Genomic DNA, 21,023 nt, shown 5'->3' on the forward strand with positions numbered 1-21,023 from the left:
CTCGCCCTTTATTGTGAAGCCAAGCTCGACGCAAAAGAGCATGGTTTCATATAAAAGGAGGCAACAAATGCAAGACGATCTGGTTCAAAAAATCAAGGGCGACCCGAATTATCACAAACTGGTCAAGGTACGTTCCAGTTTTGGCTGGTGGCTGACAGCCGCGATGATGGTGGTCTATTACGGCTACATCCTGCTGATCGCCTTCAACAAGGAATTTCTCGCCTCGAAAACCGGCGCCGGCGTGATGACCTGGGGCATGCCGATCGGCCTGTTCGTGATCGTCTTCACGGTGGTGGTGACCGGCATCTATGTCAGCCGCGCCAACAAGCAGTTCGACGAATTGACGGCCGCCATCGCCAAGCGGGTGCAGGCATGAGCGCCGTCCAGCAATTCCAGCGCGCCCTGGCAGGCTTGGCCCTGGCGGTCGGCAGCGGCGCAGTCATGGCCGCGGGCGCCGACCTGGGCCAGGCGGTGAAGCAGCCGACCAACTGGACCGCGATCATCATGTTCGCCGTGTTCGTCATCTTTACCCTGTTCGTTACCAAGTGGGCGGCCGCCAAGACCAAGTCGGCCTCCGACTTCTATACGGCCGGCGGCGGCATCACCGGCTTCCAGAACGGCCTGGCGATCGCCGGCGACTATATGTCGGCCGCCTCGTTCCTCGGTATTTCCGCCGCCGTGTTCCTGAACGGCTACGATGGCCTGATCTACGCCATCGGCTTCCTGGTCGGCTGGCCCATCATCACCTTCCTGATGGCCGAGCGCCTGCGCAACCTGGGCCGCTATACCTTTGCCGATGTCGCGGCGTATCGCTTCAAGCAGGCGCCGATCCGCATTTTCTCCGCTTCCGGCACGCTGGTGGTGGTGGCGTTTTACCTGATCGCGCAGATGGTTGGCGCGGGCCAGCTGATCAAGCTTCTGTTCGGCCTGGAATACTGGATCGCCGTGGTGCTGGTCGGTACATTGATGATGATTTACGTGCTGTTTGGCGGCATGACGGCCACCACCTGGGTGCAGATCATCAAGGCGGTAATGCTGCTGGGCGGCGCCACCTTCATGGCCGTGGCCGTGCTGGCGCAGTTCAATTTCAGCCCCGAAGCGCTGTTCGCCAAGTCGGTCGACGTACACGCCGCCAAGGAAGCCATCATGGGCCCCGGCAGCTTTATCAAGGATCCGATTTCCGCGATCTCGTTCGGCATGGCGCTGATGTTCGGCACCGCCGGCCTGCCGCACATCCTGATGCGTTTCTTCACCGTGCCGAGCGCCAAGGAAGCGCGCAAATCGGTGTTCTGGGCTACCACCTGGATCGCGTATTTTTATATCCTGACCTTCATCATCGGTTTTGGCGCCATCGTTTTGGTCAGCACCAATCCCGAATTCAAGGACGCAGCCGGCAAGCTGCTGGGCGGCAATAACATGGCGGCGGTGCACCTGGCCAAGGCGGTTGGCGGCAATGTGTTCCTGGGCTTTATGTCGGCCGTGGCGTTTGCCACCATCCTGGCAGTAGTGGCTGGTTTGACCCTGTCGGGCGCTTCGGCGGTCTCGCATGATTTGTACGCCACTGTCATCAAGAAGGGCAAGGCCACCGGCGCGAACGAACTGAAAGTGTCGCGCGTGACCACCATCGTGCTGGGCATTATCGCCGTCGTGCTGGGCATCGCCTTTGAAAAGCAGAACATCGCCTTCATGGTCTCGCTGGCCTTCGCGATTGCCGCTTCGGCCAACTTCCCGGTGCTGTTCATGTCGGTGCTGTGGAAAGACTGCACCACGCGCGGCGCCACCATCGGCGGCTTCCTGGGCTTGACCACGGCAGTGGCCCTGACGGTGGTGTCGAAATCGGTATGGGTCGACGTGCTGGGCCATCCGGAAGCGCTGTTCCCCTACGCTTCGCCGGCGCTGTTCTCGATGACGGCCGGTTTTGTCGGCATCTGGCTGTTCTCCATCCTCGACAAGAGCCCGCGCGCACGCATCGACCGCGCCGGCTACGAGGCGCAACAAATGCGTTCGGAAACGGGCATCGGCGCGTCTGGCGCCAGCGCCCATTGATGTAGCAGGCATGGCGTAAAGAAAAGGCCGGTGCGCAAATGCACCGGCCTTTTTTTATCGCCAAATAAACACCCGGTCCGGCGGCAATCATGGCATAGTCCCCGGTTACGCCTGACTGGAGTCCGAAGTTGTATGGATATGCCGCCGACCTTTCCCTGTGACGCCGCCAAGGAAGGTCCCCGGGCTTTCGAGCCGTTTCTGCAGGCCATGCCCATGGCCTGTGTGGTGATGACGCCACAAATGATCATCGTTTCCGCCAATCCCGCCTATTTGCGGCTGGCCGGACGCAGTGCGGCCGAGATCCTGGGCCGCAATATCTTCGACGCCTTTCCCGGCAATCCACACGATCCGCATGCCGACGGCGCCGCCAACCTGCGCGCCTCGCTGCTGCGCGTGTGCGCCACCGGGCGCGCCGACAAGATGGAACTGCAGCGCTACGACATCGCCACGCAGGAAAATGGCAGCGATTTCCAGACCCGCTACTGGAAGATCCAGAACATGCCGGTGCCGGACGCCGATGGCGCGGTGGCGTGGATCATGCACACAGCCGAGGAACTGACGGATTTCTACCTGCCCCGCAAGAACACCCTGCGCGATGTGCTGGCCAGCCTTGCCGAGTCGCTGCGCGACCTGAAGAGCGAGAGCGAGATCGGACATGCGGCGTCGGCCATCCTGGGCCAGGCGCTGGGCACCAGCCGGGTCGGCTACGGCACCATCGCCCAGGCCGACGATACCCTGACTGTCGTGCGCGACTGGTGCGCGCCGGGTGTCGAGACTCTGGCTGGCGTGACCGAGCTGCGCAGCTATGGCTCCTTCATCGATGACCTCAAGCGCGATCGCTTCATTGCGATTGCCAATGTGGACCACGATCCGCGCACGGCGCCGGCGGCGGCCATGCTGCGCGCGCGCGATGCGGCCGCCTTTGTCAATGTGCCGGTGGTGGAAGATGGCGTGCTGGTGGCCGTGCTGTTCGTCAACGACACGCGCGAGCGGCACTGGACGGCCGAAGAACTGGTGCTGGTCAAGGAAGTGGCGGCGCGCATCCGTATCGCGGCCGAGCGTGCGCACGGCGCGGCGGCACTGAGCCAGAGCGAAGCGAAGTTTCGCATCATCACCGACGCCATGCCGCAGATGGTGTGGTCGACCCTGCCGGACGGCTATCACGATTACTACAACGAACAATGGTACCGCTACACGGGCGTGCCGCCGGGCTCGACCAATGGTACCGGCTGGAACGATATTTTCCATCCCGACGACCGCGCGCGCGCCTGGGACGCCTGGCGCGACAGCCTGGCCAGCGGCAAGGTATATGAAATCCAGTACCGCCTGCGCCACTACAGCGGCGTGTACCGCTGGGTGCTGGGCCGGGCCTTGCCGGTCCGCGACCACTTCGGCGGCATCACGCGCTGGATGGGCACCTGTACCGATATCGACGACCAGAAACGGGCCGAGGACGAACTGCGCCGCCTGGGCGTGCGCAAGGACGAATTTCTGGCGATGCTGGCGCACGAGCTGCGCAATCCGCTCGCGCCCATCAGCAGCGCGGCGCAGTTGCTGATGCTGGGTGCAAGCGACCCGCAGCGGGTGCAGAAATCGGCCGGCGTGATCCAGCGCCAAGTGCGCCACCTGACCAACCTGGTCGATGATCTGCTCGATGTGTCGCGCGTGACGCGCGGCCTGGTGCAGCTGGACCGGCGCGTGATCGACCTGCGCGAGGCGCTGCATGGCGCCATCGAACAGGTGCGCCCGGCGATCGAGGCGCGCGGCCACCAGCTGGCGCTGGACTTGCCGGCGGCGCCGCTGCCGGTGCATGGCGACCGGACAAGGCTGGTGCAGGTGGTGGCCAACCTGCTGGCCAATGCCGCCAAATATACGCCGCCCGGCGGCCATCTCGGCTTGTCCCTGCGGCTTGAAAACGGCCAGGCCTGCATTACCGTCAGCGACAACGGCATCGGCATGGCGGCCGATCTGCTGCCGCATGTGTTCGAGCTGTTCGTGCAAGCCGAGCGTACGCCGGACCGCGCCCAGGGTGGTCTGGGGCTGGGCCTGGCGCTGGTGCACCGCATTGCCCAATTGCATGGCGGCAGCGCGCGGGCGCGTAGCGGCGGGCTGGGCCAGGGCAGCACCCTGACCGTCTGCCTGCCGGCCTCCAGCGCGCAGGCGCACGACAGCGCGCCGTTGCCGGCCGGTGCGCCGGAAACCTTGCTGCCGGCCAGCGCAAGCTTGCCGACCTTGCTGCTGCTGGACGACCATGTCGATGGCGCGCAGATGCTGGGCGCCTTGCTGCGCGCGCGCGGCTTCGAGGTGACGATCGCCCATGACGGCGCCAGCGTGCTGCGCCTGGAGCAAGCGCGCCATTTCGACGTGTATATCCTCGATATCGGTTTGCCCGGCATGGACGGCTACGAACTGGCGCGGCGCCTGCGCGACAACGCCGGCACCGCCCGGGCGCGGCTGCTGGCGCTGACCGGCTACGGCAAGGCGGAAGACCGCCAGCGCGCGCTGGACGCCGGTTTTGATCATCACCTGGTCAAGCCGGTGGATTTGCCGGCGCTGCTCAGGCTGCTGGCCAGGTGAGAATAAGCTCGACGCTTGCAGTATCAGCTTTCCAGCTTTAATGGAATCACGGTCGCCAGGTCCGCCCCGGCCAGCGCGGCCGGCGCCGGCGCCAGAATGGTTGCCAGGGTCACCTGGTCCAGCACGGCCAGGAAAGCACCGGTGGCCTGGCCCAGCGCCGATTTGAGCTTGCAGTCCGGCGTCAGCGGGCAGGTATTGTTTTCCTTGTTAAAACACTCGGCCATGAAGAAATCGCTTTCCGTCTCGCGCACCACCTTGCCGATATTGATCTCGGACGGCTCGCGCGCCAGGCGCAGCCCGCCGTTGCGCCCCCGTACGGTTTCCACGATGCCCGACAGGCCAAGCTGGTGCACCACCTTCATCAGATGGTTTTTTGAAATCAAATGCAGGTCGGCGATATCCTGGATGGTGACCAGCCGGTCGCGGTTGGCGCCCAGGTACATCAGGGTGCGCAGGGTGTAGTCGGTATAGGCGGTCAGTCGCATGGCAAGTTCAGTCTTCAAATTCAGCGCTTAAAGATGTGGAATACATCCTTGTTTCTGGTGCCAGCATACAGCAAAAGAACGTCGTTTTCATGGCCTGCGAATGAAAAGCAGATTGCAATTCGGCTAAATGCGTAGTAAATTTTCATATTGTTGGACGAAGCTTCCACGAACAAGCAGGCAGCAAGCCCTGTAACACTCTTTTTGCATGGAAAAAGGGCGCATAATGAAGGAGATGCCAGGGCATTGAAGTAAATTTACTACAAATTGAAGAATGCGTTTTCCTTGACGGAGATGCATATGCGCAATCAGTGCGGTCCGCTTGCGGCTGCCCCGGGAATGACTACCATGCAAATGAATGAAGTAAAAGACGAACTGCTCAGCAGCGATATACGCCAGCTGGGCCGCCTCTTGGGCGACGCCATCCGCAGCCAGCTGGGCGACGCCGCCTTCGACGGTATCGAAAACGTGCGCCAGCTGGCGATCCGTTTCCGCCGCGACAATGACGAGACGGCGCGCGCGCAATTGTCCGATGCGCTCGAAAGCATGTCGCAGGAAGAAACCACGCAACTCATCCGCGCCTTCAGCTACTTCTCGCTGCTGGCCAATATTGCCGAAGACCAGCACCATATCCGCCGCACGCGCGCCCACCTGATCGCCGGCTCACCGCCGCGTCAGGGCAGCTTGCGTCACGCCGTGGGCAATGTATTTGACGCCGGCAAGGCCGATGCGCTGGAAACCTTTTTTGAAGACGCGTTTGTCAGCCCCGTGTTCACGGCGCACCCGACCGAAGTGCAGCGCAAGAGCATCCAGAATTGCCAGCTGGCCATCGCGCGCCTGCTGAACGAACGCGACCGTGTGCAGATGACGCCCGATGAATCGGAACAGAACGAGGAAGCGCTGGGGCGCGGCATCGTCACCTTGTGGCAGACGCGCTTGCTGCGCACCACCAAGCTGTCGGTCATGGACGAGGTGGAAAATGGCCTGTCGTTCTACGACCATACGATCTTGCGCGAACTGCCGCAGCTGTATTCATCGCTGGAAACCATGCTGGCCCAGCGCGATGCGCGCTGGGAAGATGCCGAATTGCCCAACTTCATGAAGGTCGGCAGCTGGATCGGCGGCGACCGCGACGGCAACCCGTTTGTGACGGCCGATATCCTGCGCAGCACCTTGCAGCAGCAGGCCAGCAAGGTCTTTGGTTTTTACCTGGAAGAACTGCGCAAGCTCGCTTCGCAATTGTCGCTGGCGCAAAAACTCAATGGCTGCAGCGCGGAACTGGCCGATTTGGCCGAACGCTCGGCCGATGCCTCGCCGCACCATGCGGATGAGCCGTACCGCCGCGCCCTGCATGGCGTGGTGGCAAGGGTCGAGGCGGCGCGCTATGTGCTATGTGGCAAGGGCAAGCAGGCTGAAGGCGTGCAGCCGTATGCCTCGGCGGCCGACCTGCTGGCCGACTTGGACGTGGTGCATCACTCGCTGGTGGCCAACGGCCTGCGCGCGCTGGCGCGTGGCCGCTTGCGCCAGCTGCGCCGCGCCGTGAAGGTGTTCGGTTTTTCGCTGGCGCCGCTGGACCTGCGCCAGAATTCCGACGTGCACGAGCGCGTGGTGGGCGAACTGTTTGCCGGCGTGCAGCCTGGCCTGGTCTATCTCGAGCTGGACGAAGAAGCGCGCATCACCTTGCTGCTGAAGGAACTGGCTTCGCCGCGGCTGCTGATGTCGCCGTATGCTATCTACTCTGAAGAAACCACCGGCGAACTCGATATCTTCCACGCGGTGCGCGAGGCGCATGCCAAATACGGCCGCGAATCGGTGCCGAACTGCATTATCTCGAAGGCGGCCAGCGTCTCGGACCTGCTGGAAGTGGCGCTGCTGCTGAAAGAAGTGGGCCTGCTGCGCCAGGACAGTTTGCAGGTTGACGTGAATATCATCCCGCTGTTTGAAACCATCGACGATTTGCGCGCCGGCCCGGCCATCATGTCGCGCGCCTTTGGCCTGCCGTTCTACAGCGGCCTGCTGGCCTCGCGCGGCAAGCAACAGGAAGTCATGCTGGGGTACTCGGACAGCAACAAGGACGGCGGTTTCCTCACTTCCGGCTGGGAACTGTACAAGGCGGAAATTGAACTGGTGAATGTATTCAAGGAACACCAGGTCAAGCTTCGCTTGTTCCATGGCCGTGGCGGCTCGGTTGGCCGCGGCGGTGGCCCAAGCTATGAAGCCATCCTGGCCCAGCCGGCCGGCGCCGTGCAAGGCCAGATCCGTTTGACGGAGCAGGGCGAAGTCATTACCGCCAAGTATGCGAACCCGGAAGTGGGGCGCCGCAACCTGGAAGTGCTGGTCGCCGCCACCATCCAGTCGACCCTGCTGCCGCAAGCGCAGTTGCAGCCCAAAGCCTCGGCCGGCGCGGGCCACCTGGCCGCGATGGAAGAGTTGTCCGGTACCGCCCTGAACGCCTACCGCGAGCTGGTCTACGGCACCGAAGGTTTTGAACAGTATTTCTGGGAATCGACCGTGATCGCCGAGATTGCCGCGCTGAATATCGGCAGCCGCCCGGCCTCACGCAAGAAATCGACCTCGATCGAAGACCTGCGCGCAATTCCCTGGGTGCTGAGCTGGGCCCAATGCCGTTTGATGCTGCCGGGCTGGTTCGGCTTCGGTTCGGCCGTGCAAGCGTATTTGAAGGCCTATCCGGACACCGGCGCCGAGCTGCTGCGCGGCATGTACCAGGACTGGCCGTTCTTTACCTCGCTGCTGTCGAACATGGACATGGTGCTGGCCAAGAGCGATATCGCGATTGCCGGCAAGTATGCCGAGCTGGTCAAGGACGAAGCCTTGCGCACGGCGATTTTCACGCGCATTCGCGCCGAATATGCGGCCACGCTGGAGGCCCTGAAACTCATCACCGGCCAGGAAGAATTGCAGCAAGCCAATCCGTTGCTGCAGCGCTCGATCCGCCACCGCTTCCCGTATATCGATCCGCTCAATCACGTGCAGGTGGAACTGCTGAAACGCTTCCGCGAAGGCAAGCAGGACGCCGCCGCACGTACCGGCATTCATCTGTCGATCAATGGTATTGCGGCGGGCTTGCGCAATAGCGGTTAGGCCGTCAGCCCGCAGCGGAAATCCGGGGTCAGACCCGTCGGGTCTGACCCCAGCACTTAACTCGGCAAGCTCATAAGGCATGCCGACTTACGAACTTTATAAGAAAGCACCCATCATGACTCTGCAAACCCAGCAACGCGCGACCAAGATCGTCGCCACCATCGGCCCCGCTTCCAACGATATCGACACCCTGGTGCGCATGTTCAAGGCGGGCGTCGACGTGGTGCGCTTGAACTTTTCGCACGGCAAGGCGCAGGACCATATCGACCGCGCACGCATGGTGCGCGAAGCGGCGGCCCTGTGCGGCCGCGAAGTGGCCATCATGGCCGACTTGCAAGGCCCTAAAATTCGCGTCGGCAAGTTTGAAGAAGGCAAGATTTTCCTGGAAAACGGCGCCAAGTTCGTGCTGGACTCCAAATGGGGCGAAAACGGCGAGCTGGGCAACCAGGAACGCTGCGGCCTTGACTACAAGGAACTGCCGCGTGACCTGCGCGCCGCCGACGTGCTGCTGCTGAACGACGGCCTGATCGTGCTGACGGTCGATAAAGTGATCGGCAGCGAGATCCACACTACCGTGAAAATCGGCGGCGAACTGTCGAACAACAAGGGCATCAACCGCCAGGGTGGCGGCCTGTCGGCGCCGGCGCTGACGGCGAAAGACATGGAAGACGTCAAGACCGCCATGAGCTTCCAGGCCGACTACGTGGCCGTGTCGTTCCCGAAAAACGCCACCGACATGGTGATGGCGCGCCAGCTGGCCAATATCGCCGGCGAAGCGTGGGACCACAAGCCGATGATGATCGCCAAGATCGAACGCGCCGAAGCGATTCCTGCGCTGCAGGAAATTCTCGACGCCTCCGACGGCATCATGGTGGCGCGTGGCGACCTGGCCGTGGAAGTGGGCAATGCGGCCGTGCCGGCCCTGCAAAAGCGCATGATCAAGATGGCGCGCGTGTCCAACAAGCTGGCGATTACCGCCACGCAGATGATGGAATCGATGATCGTCAACGCCGTGCCGACCCGCGCCGAGGTTTCCGACGTGGCCAACGCCGTGCTCGACGGCACCGACGCCGTGATGACCTCGGCTGAAACGGCCTCGGGCCGCTACCCGATCGAAACCGTCGAGGCGATGGCCGCGATTTGCCTGGACGCGGAAAAATGGGATACCGTCAAGCTCGACGCCGATTTCCTGAATGCCACTTTTACGCGCATCGACCAGTCGATCGCCTATGGCGCCCTGTTCACGGCGTATCACCTGCGCGTGAAGGCGATTGCCGCCCTGACGGAGTCGGGTTCGACCGCCTTGTGGATGAGCCGCTGCAATATCGATATCCCGATCGTCGCGCTGACCCCGAGCGTGGCCACGCAACGCAAGCTGGCGCTGTATCGCAACGTCAGCACGATCAGCCTGGAGTCCGGCACCGACCGCGACAAGGTCCTGAAACAGGCGGAAGAGCTGCTGGTCGAGCACAAGGTGGTATCGAAAGGCGACACCGTGGTGGTGACCTGGGGCGAGCCGATGGGCAAGGTGGGCGGCACCAACTCGTTGAAGATCACCAAGATCGGCCAGCACTGATCGCCCATGGCTGGCCGGGACCATGCAAATTGGAACCCGGCCGGCCGCGCCCGTACGGCCCATGTGTTACCAGATGCATCTGCGCTTGAACGCGCGAACGTTTCTGATACCATCGGCGGCTGGTAGTTATTTCGGGAGCAAAGCATGGCAATATGGCATCGGCTAGTGGCGTGGGGTGTAGGTGGCTTGCTGTTGGCAAACACGGCGTTTGCCGCGCCACCTGAGGCATCCGATAGCGCGCCCGCCTGGAGTCGGATCAGCACGCTGGCAGGTTTGCCTCCCGAGGTCAGCGCTTATCTGATCGAGCGCACCGGACTGGCCGACCAGGGTGGCGATTACAACGACAGCTGCGTGCTCGATCCCGCCCGGCCCTCGATGCGCTTCGTGCTCGGCGCTGTCAGCGAGAACGACGTTATCGTGGCTGTCGAGCATGGCGGCCGGGGCCACGGCATCAATACCTGGTCATTTCGGCGAGAAAATAATCATTGGAAGCCCAGGGAGCAGGGCCGTATTACCTCGGGCGTGACCTTGATGACCGCCAAAATACTGGTCGAGCAGCACCAGAAGTCAACGCATCACCTGTAGTCGTCCAGCTTAAGAACGACTGAAAATAGCGCTGCGGGCGGCCAGTTGCCGCACCCGCGCGCAAACCGCCATTGCGCCGCCCGCAGTTCCATGTCAGCATGCCTCTTCCCTGAACGCTATTGCGGAGTGCGCCATGACTGCCTATATTCCTGCCCTGATCTGGTCGATGTCGGCCTTTGCCTGCCTCTTCATTGCCAAGCGCCGCAACTTGAAAACCACCTCGCCCATGGCATGCATGGTCACCTTGCTGGGGCCGCTCGCAATTCCGTATGTGCTGGCCTTGAAACCCGTGAAACGGAACGATGCGTGACCGACAGCGAACAACATGTGGCCGACAGCATCGCCCAATGGGTGTGGTCGGGTTTTTACACGCGCGACGATATCGAACAGATGATGGACGATATCGTCGATGACGACTGCGATGTCGATGCGTTGCGCTCCTTGATAGGCCCGAAGCTGCGCGAGAAGCAAAAGGCCGAACGCAGCTGGCCGGCGCTGACCGATTGCGACCGGCTCGACAAGGTCTTTTATGACCTGCACGAGCAGGGTATCTGCGCGCTGGCCAATGCCGGCTACACCAAGTCCGATGGTTATTCCGACGTGGCCGAAGCGGTGGCGGACGCGCCTGACGGTCATTACACGGGCTATTGTTTTTATCACGGCCAGGACGTCGAGCGTGCCATCGAAGGCCATGGCGTGATGCTGGCGTTTGGCGACCTGGGCGATGACGACGCACGGGGCATGCAGGTGGGGCAAGTCATAGTCGATGCTCTGCGCCAGGCCGGCTTCCAGGTCGACTGGGATGGCACCATGCAAACGCGCATCAATCTGCCCGTGTTTGACTGGAAAAGGCGGGCGGCGGCGCAAGCATCATGATTTTTGACATCGTTGCGGATATCACGTTTCTCGAGGACGTGGCTGAGCCCAAGCTCAACGGCGTGAAGAGCGGTTACGCACCGCACCACAAATTCCCGCACATCGACTGGCTGGCCAGCGGCTGCCACTACTACCAGGATGAAGAGTGACATTTTCCCGGTGAAACCATCGAGGCCGGCATCCGTTTTGTGAGCTGGGAGCTGTTGAGCGAATCCTTGCTGCCAGGAATGGAGTTTGAAGTACGCGAGTTAGGCAGAGTAGTCGGTACTGGGCAGATAAAAGACATACGAGGCAGTTAGCCAGGCACTGGCCCGGGAGTACCCTCAGTTTGCTTCTGAAAGGGCGTTGAAAAGGGCCCACATTCCTTCGCGTTTGTTTATCACAAGCGAGTGCCGGGCAGGCCGCAGGGACTGACCCAAGGCGCGGCCCGCCTTTTGGCTTATTGGCTCACCGCCCGATCAGGAATAATCCATTGGAAATCCGTCAGCGTGAGCGGCGCCAGGCAGCTGCTCTTGGGATTGAGCGAGGCGCGCAGGTTCGGGCACGCCGGATTTTGATAACTGGCCACGCCCGGCGTCATCGCTTGAAAACTGCTCGGCCAGCCCGCGTTCGCGTGGCAGGTGTAGCAACTGGTGGCGACCGGATGCGTGACCAGTTCAATATACGGGTTGGTGGCAACGGGCAGCAGTTCCGGATTGTCTTTTTCCGGGATGCCATAGGCTTGCGTCAGCAAATAATGCTTCCATGGTCCCTTGGCTTGCGGGTTGGCGGGGCGGTTGGCGGCATATGGCATGCTGTCGGGCATGTCCGACCACCATACGCTTTGCAGACCCCAGCTGGGAATTTCCTTGGTATTGATATGCATGGCGACCGTCACCAGATAATCGCCGGCGCCGAATGGCTGGCCGCTCAGCCAATAGCTGGCGGCGTTGATGATGGCCTTGTCGGCCTCGTCGAAGCTGTCCCAGTCGGCCTGGCTGACCTGGTGATGGTAAAAGTCCTGCAAGCCATATATTCTGGCCGCTTTCGTGATCGTCGGCCATGGCGTGGTGGCGTCGTGCCGGAACACGCCATGCAGGTAGCTTACTTGCGCTATTTTGCCGACCTGCTTGCCGCTGGGGTCGATGGCAGCCAGGGTGTTCCACTTTTCGTAGCCCGCATAACCGGGATAGCTTGCGCCAAAGTCGTTGTGCCACACCGGCAAGGCGCTCAAGCCCGTGGCCTTGACGGGCCAGTACATATGCTTGGTCACCACATAGCTGGCCGGCGCATTCAGGTTATGTACCCTTTTGCCAGGATCGTCCTTGCTGTACAGGGCGTCCAGCGTGCTTTTCTGGTAGACCGGCTGTTTCGGATCGCGGATGAAGTCCAGCGCTTCCTTGCTGAGCGATTCAGTCGCGATCATGATATCGCCGTTGAAGGCAAAATGGCTGCCGTCGCGGATGCTGAGCTTGGTTTTCCCTCCTTCGCTGGAGCTGATAATCGCGTTCGGATACGCCTTGACGACCTGGGCCGGAACCACGTAAGCGGGGGTATCCGGCAGGTTGACGGGCGGCAGGGTGCTGGCGCCCAGGCGTCCCATGCGGCGCTTCGGGGTACTGCCGGCCGCCGTGTCGCCGGGTGCGGCATTGGCTGAAATGGGCTTGCTGGCAAACGCATCGCTTGTGTTTGGCCAGGTGTACCAGACCGGCCAGGCCAGGCCGGCCGCCGGCTGCATGATGCCGGCCCACAGCCGCCAGCCGTGCGCTCGTACAACGGCATTGTTGCCTTGCGTTACCGCCGCCTGCAGCGCGCGCGTTTCGGCCGGCTCCAGGTAGCCGTAGCCCTTTGGAAACGGCTGATAAGCGGGCTCGGCGGCGGAAGCGGCGACGGCGAACAGCAGAGCGAGGCTGGCGCAAGCTGGCTTGAAGACGGACATGAACGTTCCTGGAGAAGTTGGCAACAATGGCAATGGTATCCCCAAATCAATTGTAGATTCTATGCAATTGTCACGCGACGGGCCTGGCGCTGCTTTCTGGCGCAACGCACGCTGAATTGACCATATGTGCGGGACCGCATATAAGAACCGCCACTGCAAACTTAATATTCACACATCGCCACACAGATGATGAAGGGTTTGCCATGGACACTCGTTTGCCCGCCACACCGAATTCCCCCGCCCCCGCAGCACCGCCGGTGCCGCTGTATCCGCTCAAACTGAGTGTCAATGGCCGCCAGCACCAGTTGCACGTCGAAGCCTGGGTCAGCCTGCTGGACCTGTTGCGTGACCGCCTGGCGCTGACCGGCACCAAGAAGGGCTGCGACCACGGCCAGTGCGGCGCCTGCACGGTGCTGGTCGATGGCAAGCGCATCAATTCCTGCCTGACCCTGGCGCTGATGCAGGAAGGACGCAGTATCAGCACCATCGAAGGCATGGCCGAAGGCAGCGAGCTGCATCCGCTGCAGCAGGCCTTTATCGCCCACGATGCTTTCCAGTGCGGCTACTGCACCCCGGGCCAGCTGTGTTCCGCCATGGGCCTGATGGCCGAAGGCCAGGCGCAGACGCGCGCCCAGGTGCGTGAACTGATGAGCGGCAACGTTTGCCGCTGCGGCGCCTATCCGCAGATCGTCGAAGCGCTGGCTGACGTGATGCAGTTGCCGGCCGAACACGAGGACGGCCGCGCCACGGCGCCGGTCGGCATGGTGCCGGCATGAACCCGCTTTCGTTCGTGGTGCCGTTCGACCAGTCGGCTGCGCTGACGCAGATCCAGGCCGAAGGCGCGCGCTTTATCGCCGGCGGCACCAACCTGGTCGACCTGATGAAAGAGCGCGTGATGCTGCCGCAGCGGCTGGTCGACATCAACCGCCTGGCGCTGGACGCCATCGAGGAAAATGGCGATGGCGGCCTGCTGCTGGGCGCACTGGCGCGCAATGCGGCCACCGCCTACCACCCGCTGGTGCAGGAACGCTATCCGGTGCTCAGCGCGGCGATCCTGGCCGGCGCCTCGCCGCAGATCCGCAATATGGCCAGCAACGGTGGCAACCTGCTGCAGCGCACGCGCTGCCATTATTTCTATGATATCGGCGTGCCTTGCAACAAGCGCGAACCTGGCACCGGCTGCCCGGCCATTGGCGGCGTCTCGCGCCAGCACGCCATACTCGGCGCCAGCGACGCCTGCATCGCCACCCATCCCTCCGACATGTGCGTGGCGCTGCGTGCGTTAGGCGCCGTGGTGCACGTCGCTTCAAGCCGTGGCGAACGGGCGATTCCGTTCGGCGAATTCCACCGCCTGCCGGGCGACCAGCCACAAATCGACACCACCCTGGCGCCAGACGAACTGATCACGCATATCGCCTTGCCGGCGGCGCCGCAATTTGCCGCGCACGCCGTCTACCTGAAACTGCGCGAGCGCGCTTCCTATGCGTTTGCGCTGGTGTCGGTGGCGGCCATGCTCGATATCGGCGAGGACGGGGCGATCCGCGCAGGCAGGGTGGCGTTGGGCGGCGTCGCGCACAAGCCGTGGCGCGTGGAGGAAGCCGAAGCGATGCTGCAGGGGGCACCCGATGCGGCGCGCTTTGGCGCCTTTGCCGACCGTCTGCTGCACGGGGCGCAGGGGCAGGGCGGCAACGATTTCAAGCTTGTCATGGCAAGGCGCGCCATCGTGCGCGCCCTGAGCATGGCGGTGGCGGGCACGCATAACAATACCGGCCATGGCAGCACGGTGATGGCAAGGGGGGCGGCATGAGCACATTGATCAAGGAACTGCGCACACCGGTGGCCGATGCCGGTACCGGGCACGTCAGGACGGGCACGGCCGTGTCGCGCGTCGACGGGCGCGACAAGGTGACCGGGGCGGCGCGTTATACGGCCGAATTCCTGGTTGACGATCTGCTGCATGGGGTAGTGGTCAACAGCACCATCACGCGTGGGCGCATCGTGTCGATCGATACTGCCGCCGCGCTGGCCCAGCCCGGCGTGGTCGAGGTGATCACCTATCAAAACCGGCCGAAGATGCGCAGTTTCGACCTGTTCTACAAGGACATGACGGCGCCCGCCGGCGCGCCATTTCGCCCGCTGTACGACGAGCGTATCGTCAGCAATGGCCAGCCGGTGGCGCTGGTGGTGGCCGAAACGTTCGAGGCAGCGCGCCATGCGGCCGCGCTGGTAGACGTGCAGTACGCGCTGGAGCCGCATGAGACCGGCCTGCTTTATTACCTGTCGCGGCCGCATGAACCGAAGAGTTTCAAGGCCGGCTATTCGCCACCGCCCGATGAAAAAGGCCATGCCGAGCAAGCCTGGCAGGGCGCCGACTGCAAGATCGACAGCCAGTACTACAGCGGCGTGGAGCATCACAATCCGATGGAGCTGTTCGCCTCGACCGTGATCCGCTCGGCCGACGGCCACCTCACCATCTACGACAAGACGCAAAGTTCGCAGAACAGCCGCTGGTATGTTTCGCGCGTGTTCGGCCTGTCAAAATCCGAGGTGACGGTGCGCAACCCCTATGTGGGCGGCGCCTTCGGCTCGGGCCTGCGGCCCCAGTACCAGTTGCCGCTGGCGGTGATGGCTGCCTTGAAACTGCAGCGCTCGGTGCGCGTGGTGATGACGCGCCAGCAGATGTTCAGCTTTGGCCACCGGCCCGAAACCTGGCAGCGCGTGAAGCTGGCGGCCAGCCGCGACGGCATGCTGCGCGCCATCTGGCACGAGGCGGTGGCCGAGACGTCGCGCTTTGAAGACTATGTGGAAGTGGTGGTGAACTGGTCGGGCCAGCTGTACGCCTGCGACAATATCCGTCTCGGCTACCAACTGGTGGACCTCGACCAGTTCACGCCGATGGACATGCGCGCACCCGGTGCGGCCCACGGCGTGCATGCGCTGGAAGTGGCGATGGATGAATTGTCCTACGAAGTCGGCATGGACCCGCTGGCCTTCAGGCTGAAGAACTACGCCGAGTCCAACCCGATGGACGACCTGCCGTATTCGACCAAGGAACTGCGCGCCTGCTATGCGCAAGGCGCCGAGCGTTTCGGCTGGAGCGCGCGCCCGGCCGCGCCGCGCAGCCGGCGCGAAGGTACGGAGTGGGTCGGTTGGGGCATGGCCACCGGCATCTGGGATGCGATGCAGATGTTTGCCCGCGCCAGCGCCGTGCTGCATGCGGACGGGCGCCTGGTGGTCAGCAGCGCAGCCACCGATATCGGCACCGGCACGTACACCGTGATGGCCACCATCGCGGCCGAAGAACTGGGCCTGCCGCTCGAACATGTCGCCTTCCAGCTCGGTGACTCGACCCTGCCTGTGGCGCCCGTTGAAGGCGGCTCGTCGCACGTGACCACTGTGGGTTCGGCGGTGCAGGGCGCCTGCGAAAAACTGAAAAAGTCCTTGTTCAAGCTGGCCAGGCAACTGCCCGACACGCCGTTTGCCAAGGCGCGCTTTGCCGACGTGGAATTCGCCGAAGGACGGCTGCGGCTGCGCCGCGATCATGCTGCCGGCATCGGCCTGGCGGCGCTGCTGCAGGCGGCGGAAGTGACGCAACTGGAGGAAAAATACCTGCTGCTGCCGAACATGCTCAAGCAGAAAAAATACGTGCGTGCCGTGCACTCGGCGGTGTTCTGCGAAGTGCGCGTGGACGAGGAGTTCGGCACGGTGAGAGTGACGCGCGTGGTCAGCGCGGTGGCGGCCGGGCGCATCATCAATACCAAAACGGCGGCCAGCCAGGTCAGCGGCGCCGTGGTGTGGGGCATCAGCCAGGCGCTGCATGAAGAAACCCATATGGACCAGCGCCTGGGCCGCTTCATGAACCACAACCTGTCCGAGTACCACGTGGCCGTGAACGCCGACATCCACGATATCGACGTCATCTTCGTGCAGGAGGACGACCGCATCGTCAGCCGCCTGGGCGCCAAGGGCGTGGGCGAGATCGGCATCGTCGGCGTGGCGGCCGCCATTTCCAACGCCATTTATCACGCCACCGGCAAGCGGGTGCGCAGCACGCCGATGACGCCGGACAAGGTGATGAGCGACGGAGTGGTTGCTTGAGCGCTGCCGTGCTTATTTCAGATTGCTGCGAAAGAAGCTGGCCAGCTTGTCAAACGGGATCAGCTCGACCCGGTCATACAGATCGACATGACCGGCACCCGGAATCATGACCAGTTCCTTGGGCTGGCCCGCCAAGCGGTAGGCTTCTTCACTGAATTCGCGTGAATGGGCCTGGTCGCCGGTAATGAACAGCATCGGGCGCGGCGAGATCGTCTCGATATCGTTGAACGGATAGAAGTTCATGAACTTGACGTTGCTGGTCAAGGTAGGGTGGGTGGTGGTCAGCGTGGTGGCGCCCTGTGGCGTATATTCGCCGCGCGGCGTGCGGTAAAAGTCGTAGAATTCGCGTTCGATCGGATGGCTGTTTTCCGTCAGGGCGTGCACCGTGCCGCTGGTGTAGGCCATGGCGCCGCCGCCGAACTCCACGTCGCGCTGGGCCGCCGCTGCGGCGATCACCTGCTTGCGCTGCGCCAGCGTTTGCGAGTGGTTCAGTGCATTGCGGTTGGCGCCGCCCATGTCGTACATGCTGACGGTGGCAATCGCCTTCATGCGCGGGTCGATCTTGGCCGCGCTGATGACAAAGCTGCCGCTGCCGCAAATGCCCAGCACGCCGATGCGCTGGCGGTCCACGGACGCCTGTGTGCCCAGGAAATCGACCGCGGCGCTGAAATCTTCCGCATAGATGTCCGGTGAAACCGCATTACGCGGCTGGCCTTCGCTTTCGCCCCAGAATGACAAATCCAGCGACAGGGTCACGAAGCCCTGTTCGGCCAGCTTTTGCGCATACAGGTTGGCGCTTTGTTCCTTGACCGCACCCATCGGGTGGCCGACGATAATGGCGGCATGGCGCTCACCGGCCTTCGCTCCCTTCGGCAGGTACAGATTGCCGGCGACCTGCATTTTGTACTGGTTCTTGAAGACGACTTTTTGCGCCGTTACCTGGCTGCTGGCGTAAAAATTGTTGGCTCCTCTGGACATGTCTGCTCCTGTTGCGTTGAATGATGCACCGATCATCAGTGCGAGTATCGAAAGATATTTTTTCATCGTTATTCCTGGGGGTGGGGGAGGGAGAAGTAACTCAAAAAAGTAACTCAAGGCTGCAGCCGCCTGCCATTGCCGACCAGCAGGCAGGCCATGGCAAGCAGCGTTGCGCCACCGAGCAGGGTGGCCGTGACGGAAAAATTGTCGAGCAGCAGGCCGCCGAAAGCGGCGCCTGCCATGATCGACAGCTGGATCGCCGCCACCATCAGGCCGCCGCCACTTTCGGGCGCGTCGCGCACGCCCCGGGTAAGCCAGGTCGACCAGGCGACAGGAATCGCCGCATTCAGCGCACCCCAGGCGGCAAGCGCCAGCGCCACCCCCCACAGCTGGTGGCCAACAGCCAGCAGCAGCACGGTCACCAGCCCCAGCGCCAGCGGCAGCCAGCGCAGCAAGGCGTACAGGTGGCGGGCCAGCAGCACGGTGGCGCCGTAGGTGCCGGCAAAGCCGGCCACGCCCAGGCCCAGCAACAACATCGACAGTTGCGGCACGCTCACTTGGGTATAGGTTTCAAGGAAAGGGCGGAAATACGTAAAGCTGGTAAATGCGCCGCCAAACGACAGCATTGCGCCGGCCATCGCCAGTGCCACATGGCGGCGCTTCAACAGGCCCAGCACGCTGACCGGCGATTTGGTTGCATCGGGCGGCAAGGATGGCAGGCTGACGGCTTGCCACAGCAGGTTGGCCAGCACCAGCGGCACCAGGGTCCAGAACGTGGCGCGCCAGCCGATAATGGCGCCAAAGTAGCTGCCCATCGGTGCGGCAAACGCAGCGGCCACGGCATTGCCGGTGTACATCAATCCCAGGGCCTTGGGTACCGACTCGCTGGGTACCAGCCGCATCACGGTGGCGGTGGACAGGGCCCAGAAGCCGCCGATGGTAATGCCGAGCAGGGCGCGCGCCAGCATCAGCACGGCAAAGTTGGGCGCCATGGCGATCAGCACCAGCGACCCCAGCATGGTCCAGGTCAGTGCGATCAGCACATGGCGAAGATCAAAGCGGCGCGCCGCAGCCGGTATCAGCAGGCTGGTGGCAACGGCGAACAGGCCCGAGACGGCGATCGCCTGGCCGGCCATGCCTGGCGTGGCTTTCAAGTCCTGCGCAATCGGCGTAAGCAGGCTGACGGGCATGAATTCGGCCGCGATCAGCAGCGCCACGCACATGGTCATGGCGCCGACGGCGCTCCAGGCGGGCTGGCTGGCCGCGCCAGGGTGGTCAATCACAGGAGTAGATAGTTGCATGGAAGTCGGGGGCTTGAGAAGGAAGCACCGATGGTAGCTGCGTTCGCGCGCCCGAAAACGCGCCGCATCTGCTAGGGTTTATGCGCGGGCGTCATCAATCGATTGCCTCTGGTCGCCTGTTAGAATGAACAATTACCATTCCCTTCCAACTCCCATGGCGCGCGACAATATCAACGATATCCAGGTGTTCCTGGCGGTGGCGCGCGAGCGCAGTTTTACGCGCGCGGCCGCTACCCTGGGCATGTCGCAGTCGGCGCTGAGCCATATCGTGCGCGCGCTCGAAGCGCGCATGGGCGTGCAGCTGCTGGCGCGCACCACGCGCAGCGTGGCGCCGACCGCCGCCGGCCAGCGCCTGTTGGAGAACGTGGCGCCGCGCTTCGAAGAAATCGAAGCGGAAATCGCGGCCATCAGCGACATGGGTGGCAATCCCGCCGGCACCATCCGCATCACGGCTATCGACCATATCATCGACAGCGTGCTGTGGCCGCGCCTGGCCCATCTGCTGCCGCAATACCCGGACCTGCGCATCGAGATCAATTCCGACTACCGCATGCACGATATCGTGGCCGAACGCTATGACATCGGCGTGCGCTACGGCGACCAGGTGCAGCAGGACATGATCGCCGTCAGGCTCACGCCGGACGTGCAGATGGCCATCGTCGCCGCGCCCGATTACTGGCATGGCCGGCGTGCGCCGACCACCATCGCCGACCTGCAGCAGCATAACTGCATCACCTTGCGCCTGGCTGGCGGCGGACTGTATGCCTGGGAATTGCGCGATGGGGAGCAGGCGCTGGACGTGCGCGTAAGTGGCCAGGCGACCTTCAACAGCGCCTGCCAGATGCTCAATGCCGCGCTGTACGGTGTCGGCCTGGCGTTTTTGTCGCAGGAGATGGTCGCGCCCTACCTGAAGGATGGGCGCCTGGTCAGCGTGATGGACGAATGGTGCCCGGCGTTCCCCGCGCTGCACGCCTATTACCTGTCGCGCCGCCATACCTCGCGCGCGTTTTCGCTGGTGATCGAGGCCTTGCGCTACCAGGGGTAGGCGAGGCCAGGCCAACGTGATTGCTTGTCAGGGCGCGACGTGGGTGTGGTAGATCTTGCTCACCACAAGCCACTTGCCCTCGATTTTCAGCAGGTTGAAAAAGTCGGTAAAGCAGAAGCCCGATACATCGTTGGTGTCGATGCGCGCGCTGGCGGCGGTGCCCGCGATATCGACGTTGACGATGGCGCCCTGCACCTCGGGTGATGGGCGAAAGCCGGTATCGATGCCGTCGAACAGCGTCTGGATGGCGCCGCCGGCCAGCTTGCCGTCGGCGTCAACGCCGAACATGGTGGCCTGCGCATGGAAAGCCGGCCGCATGATGCTGCTGTCGGCCTGCTTGCATCCCTGGTTGTACTTGTTCAATACCTCGACGATGGCCTGGTAGTCCTGCACGTAAGTTGGTTTGTTCATGTTGTCACTCCTGTTGGTCATGGTGGGA

General features: G+C 62.9%; 18 protein-coding genes. 13 read left to right on the forward strand and 5 right to left on the reverse strand.

The genetic code is table 11. The features are described 5' to 3' along the window. Window positions 1–67 precede the first annotated feature (67 nt). From AC0Z42_RS02270 to AC0Z42_RS02280, 3 genes are all read left to right on the forward strand, one after another. The gene (locus AC0Z42_RS02270; protein ID WP_485466603.1) at window positions 68–376 is read left to right on the forward strand and encodes a DUF485 domain-containing protein; all 309 of its coding nucleotides are present in this window, start codon (window positions 68–70) and stop codon (window positions 374–376) included. Next, complete coding sequence (locus AC0Z42_RS02275; RefSeq protein ID WP_485466604.1) at window positions 373–2,046, forward strand: cation acetate symporter; 1,674 nt, start codon at window positions 373–375, stop codon at window positions 2,044–2,046. The genes AC0Z42_RS02270 and AC0Z42_RS02275 overlap by 4 nt, the downstream gene beginning before the upstream one ends. 132 nt (window positions 2,047–2,178) lie before the next feature. Beyond that, a complete protein-coding gene (locus AC0Z42_RS02280; protein WP_485466605.1) occupies window positions 2,179–4,623 on the forward strand; it encodes an ATP-binding protein in 2,445 nt (814 codons plus the stop codon). Window positions 4,624–4,646: 23 nt separating this feature from the next. On the opposite strand, the gene AC0Z42_RS02285 is transcribed toward AC0Z42_RS02280, so the two are convergent. Further along, a complete protein-coding gene (locus tag AC0Z42_RS02285) occupies window positions 4,647–5,108 on the reverse strand; it encodes an RrF2 family transcriptional regulator (RefSeq protein ID WP_485466606.1) in 462 nt (153 codons plus the stop codon). A 345-nt stretch (window positions 5,109–5,453) separates the two neighbouring features. Here AC0Z42_RS02285 and ppc point away from each other — a divergent pair, with 345 nt between their 5' ends. From ppc to AC0Z42_RS02315, 6 genes are all read left to right on the forward strand, one after another. Beyond that, a complete protein-coding gene (gene ppc, locus AC0Z42_RS02290; protein ID WP_485466607.1) occupies window positions 5,454–8,207 on the forward strand; it encodes a phosphoenolpyruvate carboxylase in 2,754 nt (917 codons plus the stop codon). A 115-nt stretch (window positions 8,208–8,322) separates the two neighbouring features. After that, window positions 8,323–9,783 (forward strand): pyruvate kinase, encoded by a 1,461-nt coding sequence (pyk, locus tag AC0Z42_RS02295; RefSeq protein WP_485466608.1) that lies wholly within the window; start codon window positions 8,323–8,325, stop codon window positions 9,781–9,783. Window positions 9,784–9,927: 144 nt separating this feature from the next. Then, window positions 9,928–10,368, forward strand: coding sequence for a hypothetical protein (locus tag AC0Z42_RS02300; protein WP_485466609.1), 441 nt, complete (start codon window positions 9,928–9,930; stop codon window positions 10,366–10,368). 133 nt (window positions 10,369–10,501) lie between these two features. Further along, on the forward strand, window positions 10,502–10,678 hold the full coding sequence (locus AC0Z42_RS02305; RefSeq protein WP_485466610.1) for a hypothetical protein: 177 nt from the start codon (window positions 10,502–10,504) through the stop codon (window positions 10,676–10,678). Beyond that, on the forward strand, window positions 10,675–11,244 hold the full coding sequence (locus AC0Z42_RS02310) for a DUF6891 domain-containing protein (RefSeq protein ID WP_485466611.1): 570 nt from the start codon (window positions 10,675–10,677) through the stop codon (window positions 11,242–11,244). Before AC0Z42_RS02305 ends, AC0Z42_RS02310 begins: the two co-directional genes overlap by 4 nt. Then, window positions 11,241–11,393: a hypothetical protein gene (locus AC0Z42_RS02315; RefSeq protein WP_485466612.1), complete on the forward strand. Its 153-nt coding sequence runs from the start codon at window positions 11,241–11,243 to the stop codon at window positions 11,391–11,393. The genes AC0Z42_RS02310 and AC0Z42_RS02315 overlap by 4 nt, the downstream gene beginning before the upstream one ends. Window positions 11,394–11,683: 290 nt before the next feature. Here AC0Z42_RS02315 and AC0Z42_RS02320 read toward each other — a convergent pair whose 3' ends face one another. Further along, window positions 11,684–13,162 (reverse strand): hypothetical protein, encoded by a 1,479-nt coding sequence (locus tag AC0Z42_RS02320; RefSeq protein WP_485466613.1) that lies wholly within the window; start codon window positions 13,160–13,162, stop codon window positions 11,684–11,686. 203 nt (window positions 13,163–13,365) lie between these two features. Between AC0Z42_RS02320 and AC0Z42_RS02325 the strand changes: the two genes are divergently transcribed. Genes AC0Z42_RS02325 through AC0Z42_RS02335 form a run of 3 tightly spaced genes read left to right on the forward strand, consistent with a single transcriptional unit; the run spans window position 13,366 to window position 17,260 of the window. Continuing rightward, a complete protein-coding gene (locus tag AC0Z42_RS02325; protein WP_485466614.1) occupies window positions 13,366–13,938 on the forward strand; it encodes a (2Fe-2S)-binding protein in 573 nt (190 codons plus the stop codon). After that, on the forward strand, window positions 13,935–14,969 hold the full coding sequence (locus AC0Z42_RS02330) for an FAD binding domain-containing protein (protein WP_485466615.1): 1,035 nt from the start codon (window positions 13,935–13,937) through the stop codon (window positions 14,967–14,969). The genes AC0Z42_RS02325 and AC0Z42_RS02330 overlap by 4 nt, the downstream gene beginning before the upstream one ends. After that, complete coding sequence (locus AC0Z42_RS02335; protein ID WP_485466616.1) at window positions 14,966–17,260, forward strand: xanthine dehydrogenase family protein molybdopterin-binding subunit; 2,295 nt, start codon at window positions 14,966–14,968, stop codon at window positions 17,258–17,260. The genes AC0Z42_RS02330 and AC0Z42_RS02335 overlap by 4 nt, the downstream gene beginning before the upstream one ends. Before the next feature lie 12 nt (window positions 17,261–17,272). Here AC0Z42_RS02335 and AC0Z42_RS02340 read toward each other — a convergent pair whose 3' ends face one another. Next, window positions 17,273–18,238 (reverse strand): alpha/beta hydrolase, encoded by a 966-nt coding sequence (locus AC0Z42_RS02340; RefSeq protein WP_485466617.1) that lies wholly within the window; start codon window positions 18,236–18,238, stop codon window positions 17,273–17,275. A 113-nt stretch (window positions 18,239–18,351) separates the two neighbouring features. Next, window positions 18,352–19,539, reverse strand: a complete 1,188-nt coding sequence (locus AC0Z42_RS02345; protein WP_485466618.1) for an MFS transporter — start codon at window positions 19,537–19,539, stop codon at window positions 18,352–18,354. A 154-nt stretch (window positions 19,540–19,693) separates the two neighbouring features. On the opposite strand from AC0Z42_RS02345, the gene AC0Z42_RS02350 reads away from it, so the two are divergent. After that, entirely contained in the window at window positions 19,694–20,584 is an 891-nt protein-coding gene (locus AC0Z42_RS02350) for a LysR family transcriptional regulator (RefSeq protein WP_485466619.1), read from the forward strand. Window positions 20,585–20,611: 27 nt separating this feature from the next. On the opposite strand, the gene AC0Z42_RS02355 is transcribed toward AC0Z42_RS02350, so the two are convergent. Continuing rightward, a complete protein-coding gene (locus AC0Z42_RS02355) occupies window positions 20,612–20,995 on the reverse strand; it encodes a nuclear transport factor 2 family protein (protein WP_485466620.1) in 384 nt (127 codons plus the stop codon). Window positions 20,996–21,023 lie beyond the last annotated feature (28 nt).

The sequence above is a fragment of the Janthinobacterium sp. 1L-D-8-B-C4 genome (assembly GCF_057291295.1).

Bases quoted from the DNA above. Each gene is read 5' to 3' on its own strand.
- AC0Z42_RS02270 (WP_485466603.1), top strand. From the start codon at position 68: ATGCAAGACGATCTGGTTCAAAAAATCAAGGGCGACCCGAATTATCAC.
- AC0Z42_RS02275 (WP_485466604.1), top strand. From the start codon at position 373: ATGAGCGCCGTCCAGCAATTCCAGCGCGCCCTGGCAGGCTTGGCCCTG.
- AC0Z42_RS02280 (WP_485466605.1), top strand. From the start codon at position 2,179: ATGGATATGCCGCCGACCTTTCCCTGTGACGCCGCCAAGGAAGGTCCC.
- AC0Z42_RS02285 (WP_485466606.1), bottom strand. From the start codon at position 5,108: ATGCGACTGACCGCCTATACCGACTACACCCTGCGCACCCTGATGTAC.
- ppc (WP_485466607.1), top strand. From the start codon at position 5,454: ATGCAAATGAATGAAGTAAAAGACGAACTGCTCAGCAGCGATATACGC.
- pyk (WP_485466608.1), top strand. From the start codon at position 8,323: ATGACTCTGCAAACCCAGCAACGCGCGACCAAGATCGTCGCCACCATC.
- AC0Z42_RS02300 (WP_485466609.1), top strand. From the start codon at position 9,928: ATGGCAATATGGCATCGGCTAGTGGCGTGGGGTGTAGGTGGCTTGCTG.
- AC0Z42_RS02305 (WP_485466610.1), top strand. From the start codon at position 10,502: ATGACTGCCTATATTCCTGCCCTGATCTGGTCGATGTCGGCCTTTGCC.
- AC0Z42_RS02315 (WP_485466612.1), top strand. From the start codon at position 11,241: ATGATTTTTGACATCGTTGCGGATATCACGTTTCTCGAGGACGTGGCT.
- AC0Z42_RS02320 (WP_485466613.1), bottom strand. From the start codon at position 13,162: ATGTCCGTCTTCAAGCCAGCTTGCGCCAGCCTCGCTCTGCTGTTCGCC.
- AC0Z42_RS02325 (WP_485466614.1), top strand. From the start codon at position 13,366: ATGGACACTCGTTTGCCCGCCACACCGAATTCCCCCGCCCCCGCAGCA.
- AC0Z42_RS02330 (WP_485466615.1), top strand. From the start codon at position 13,935: ATGAACCCGCTTTCGTTCGTGGTGCCGTTCGACCAGTCGGCTGCGCTG.
- AC0Z42_RS02335 (WP_485466616.1), top strand. From the start codon at position 14,966: ATGAGCACATTGATCAAGGAACTGCGCACACCGGTGGCCGATGCCGGT.
- AC0Z42_RS02340 (WP_485466617.1), bottom strand. From the start codon at position 18,238: ATGTCCAGAGGAGCCAACAATTTTTACGCCAGCAGCCAGGTAACGGCG.
- AC0Z42_RS02345 (WP_485466618.1), bottom strand. From the start codon at position 19,539: ATGCAACTATCTACTCCTGTGATTGACCACCCTGGCGCGGCCAGCCAG.
- AC0Z42_RS02350 (WP_485466619.1), top strand. From the start codon at position 19,694: ATGGCGCGCGACAATATCAACGATATCCAGGTGTTCCTGGCGGTGGCG.
- AC0Z42_RS02355 (WP_485466620.1), bottom strand. From the start codon at position 20,995: ATGAACAAACCAACTTACGTGCAGGACTACCAGGCCATCGTCGAGGTA.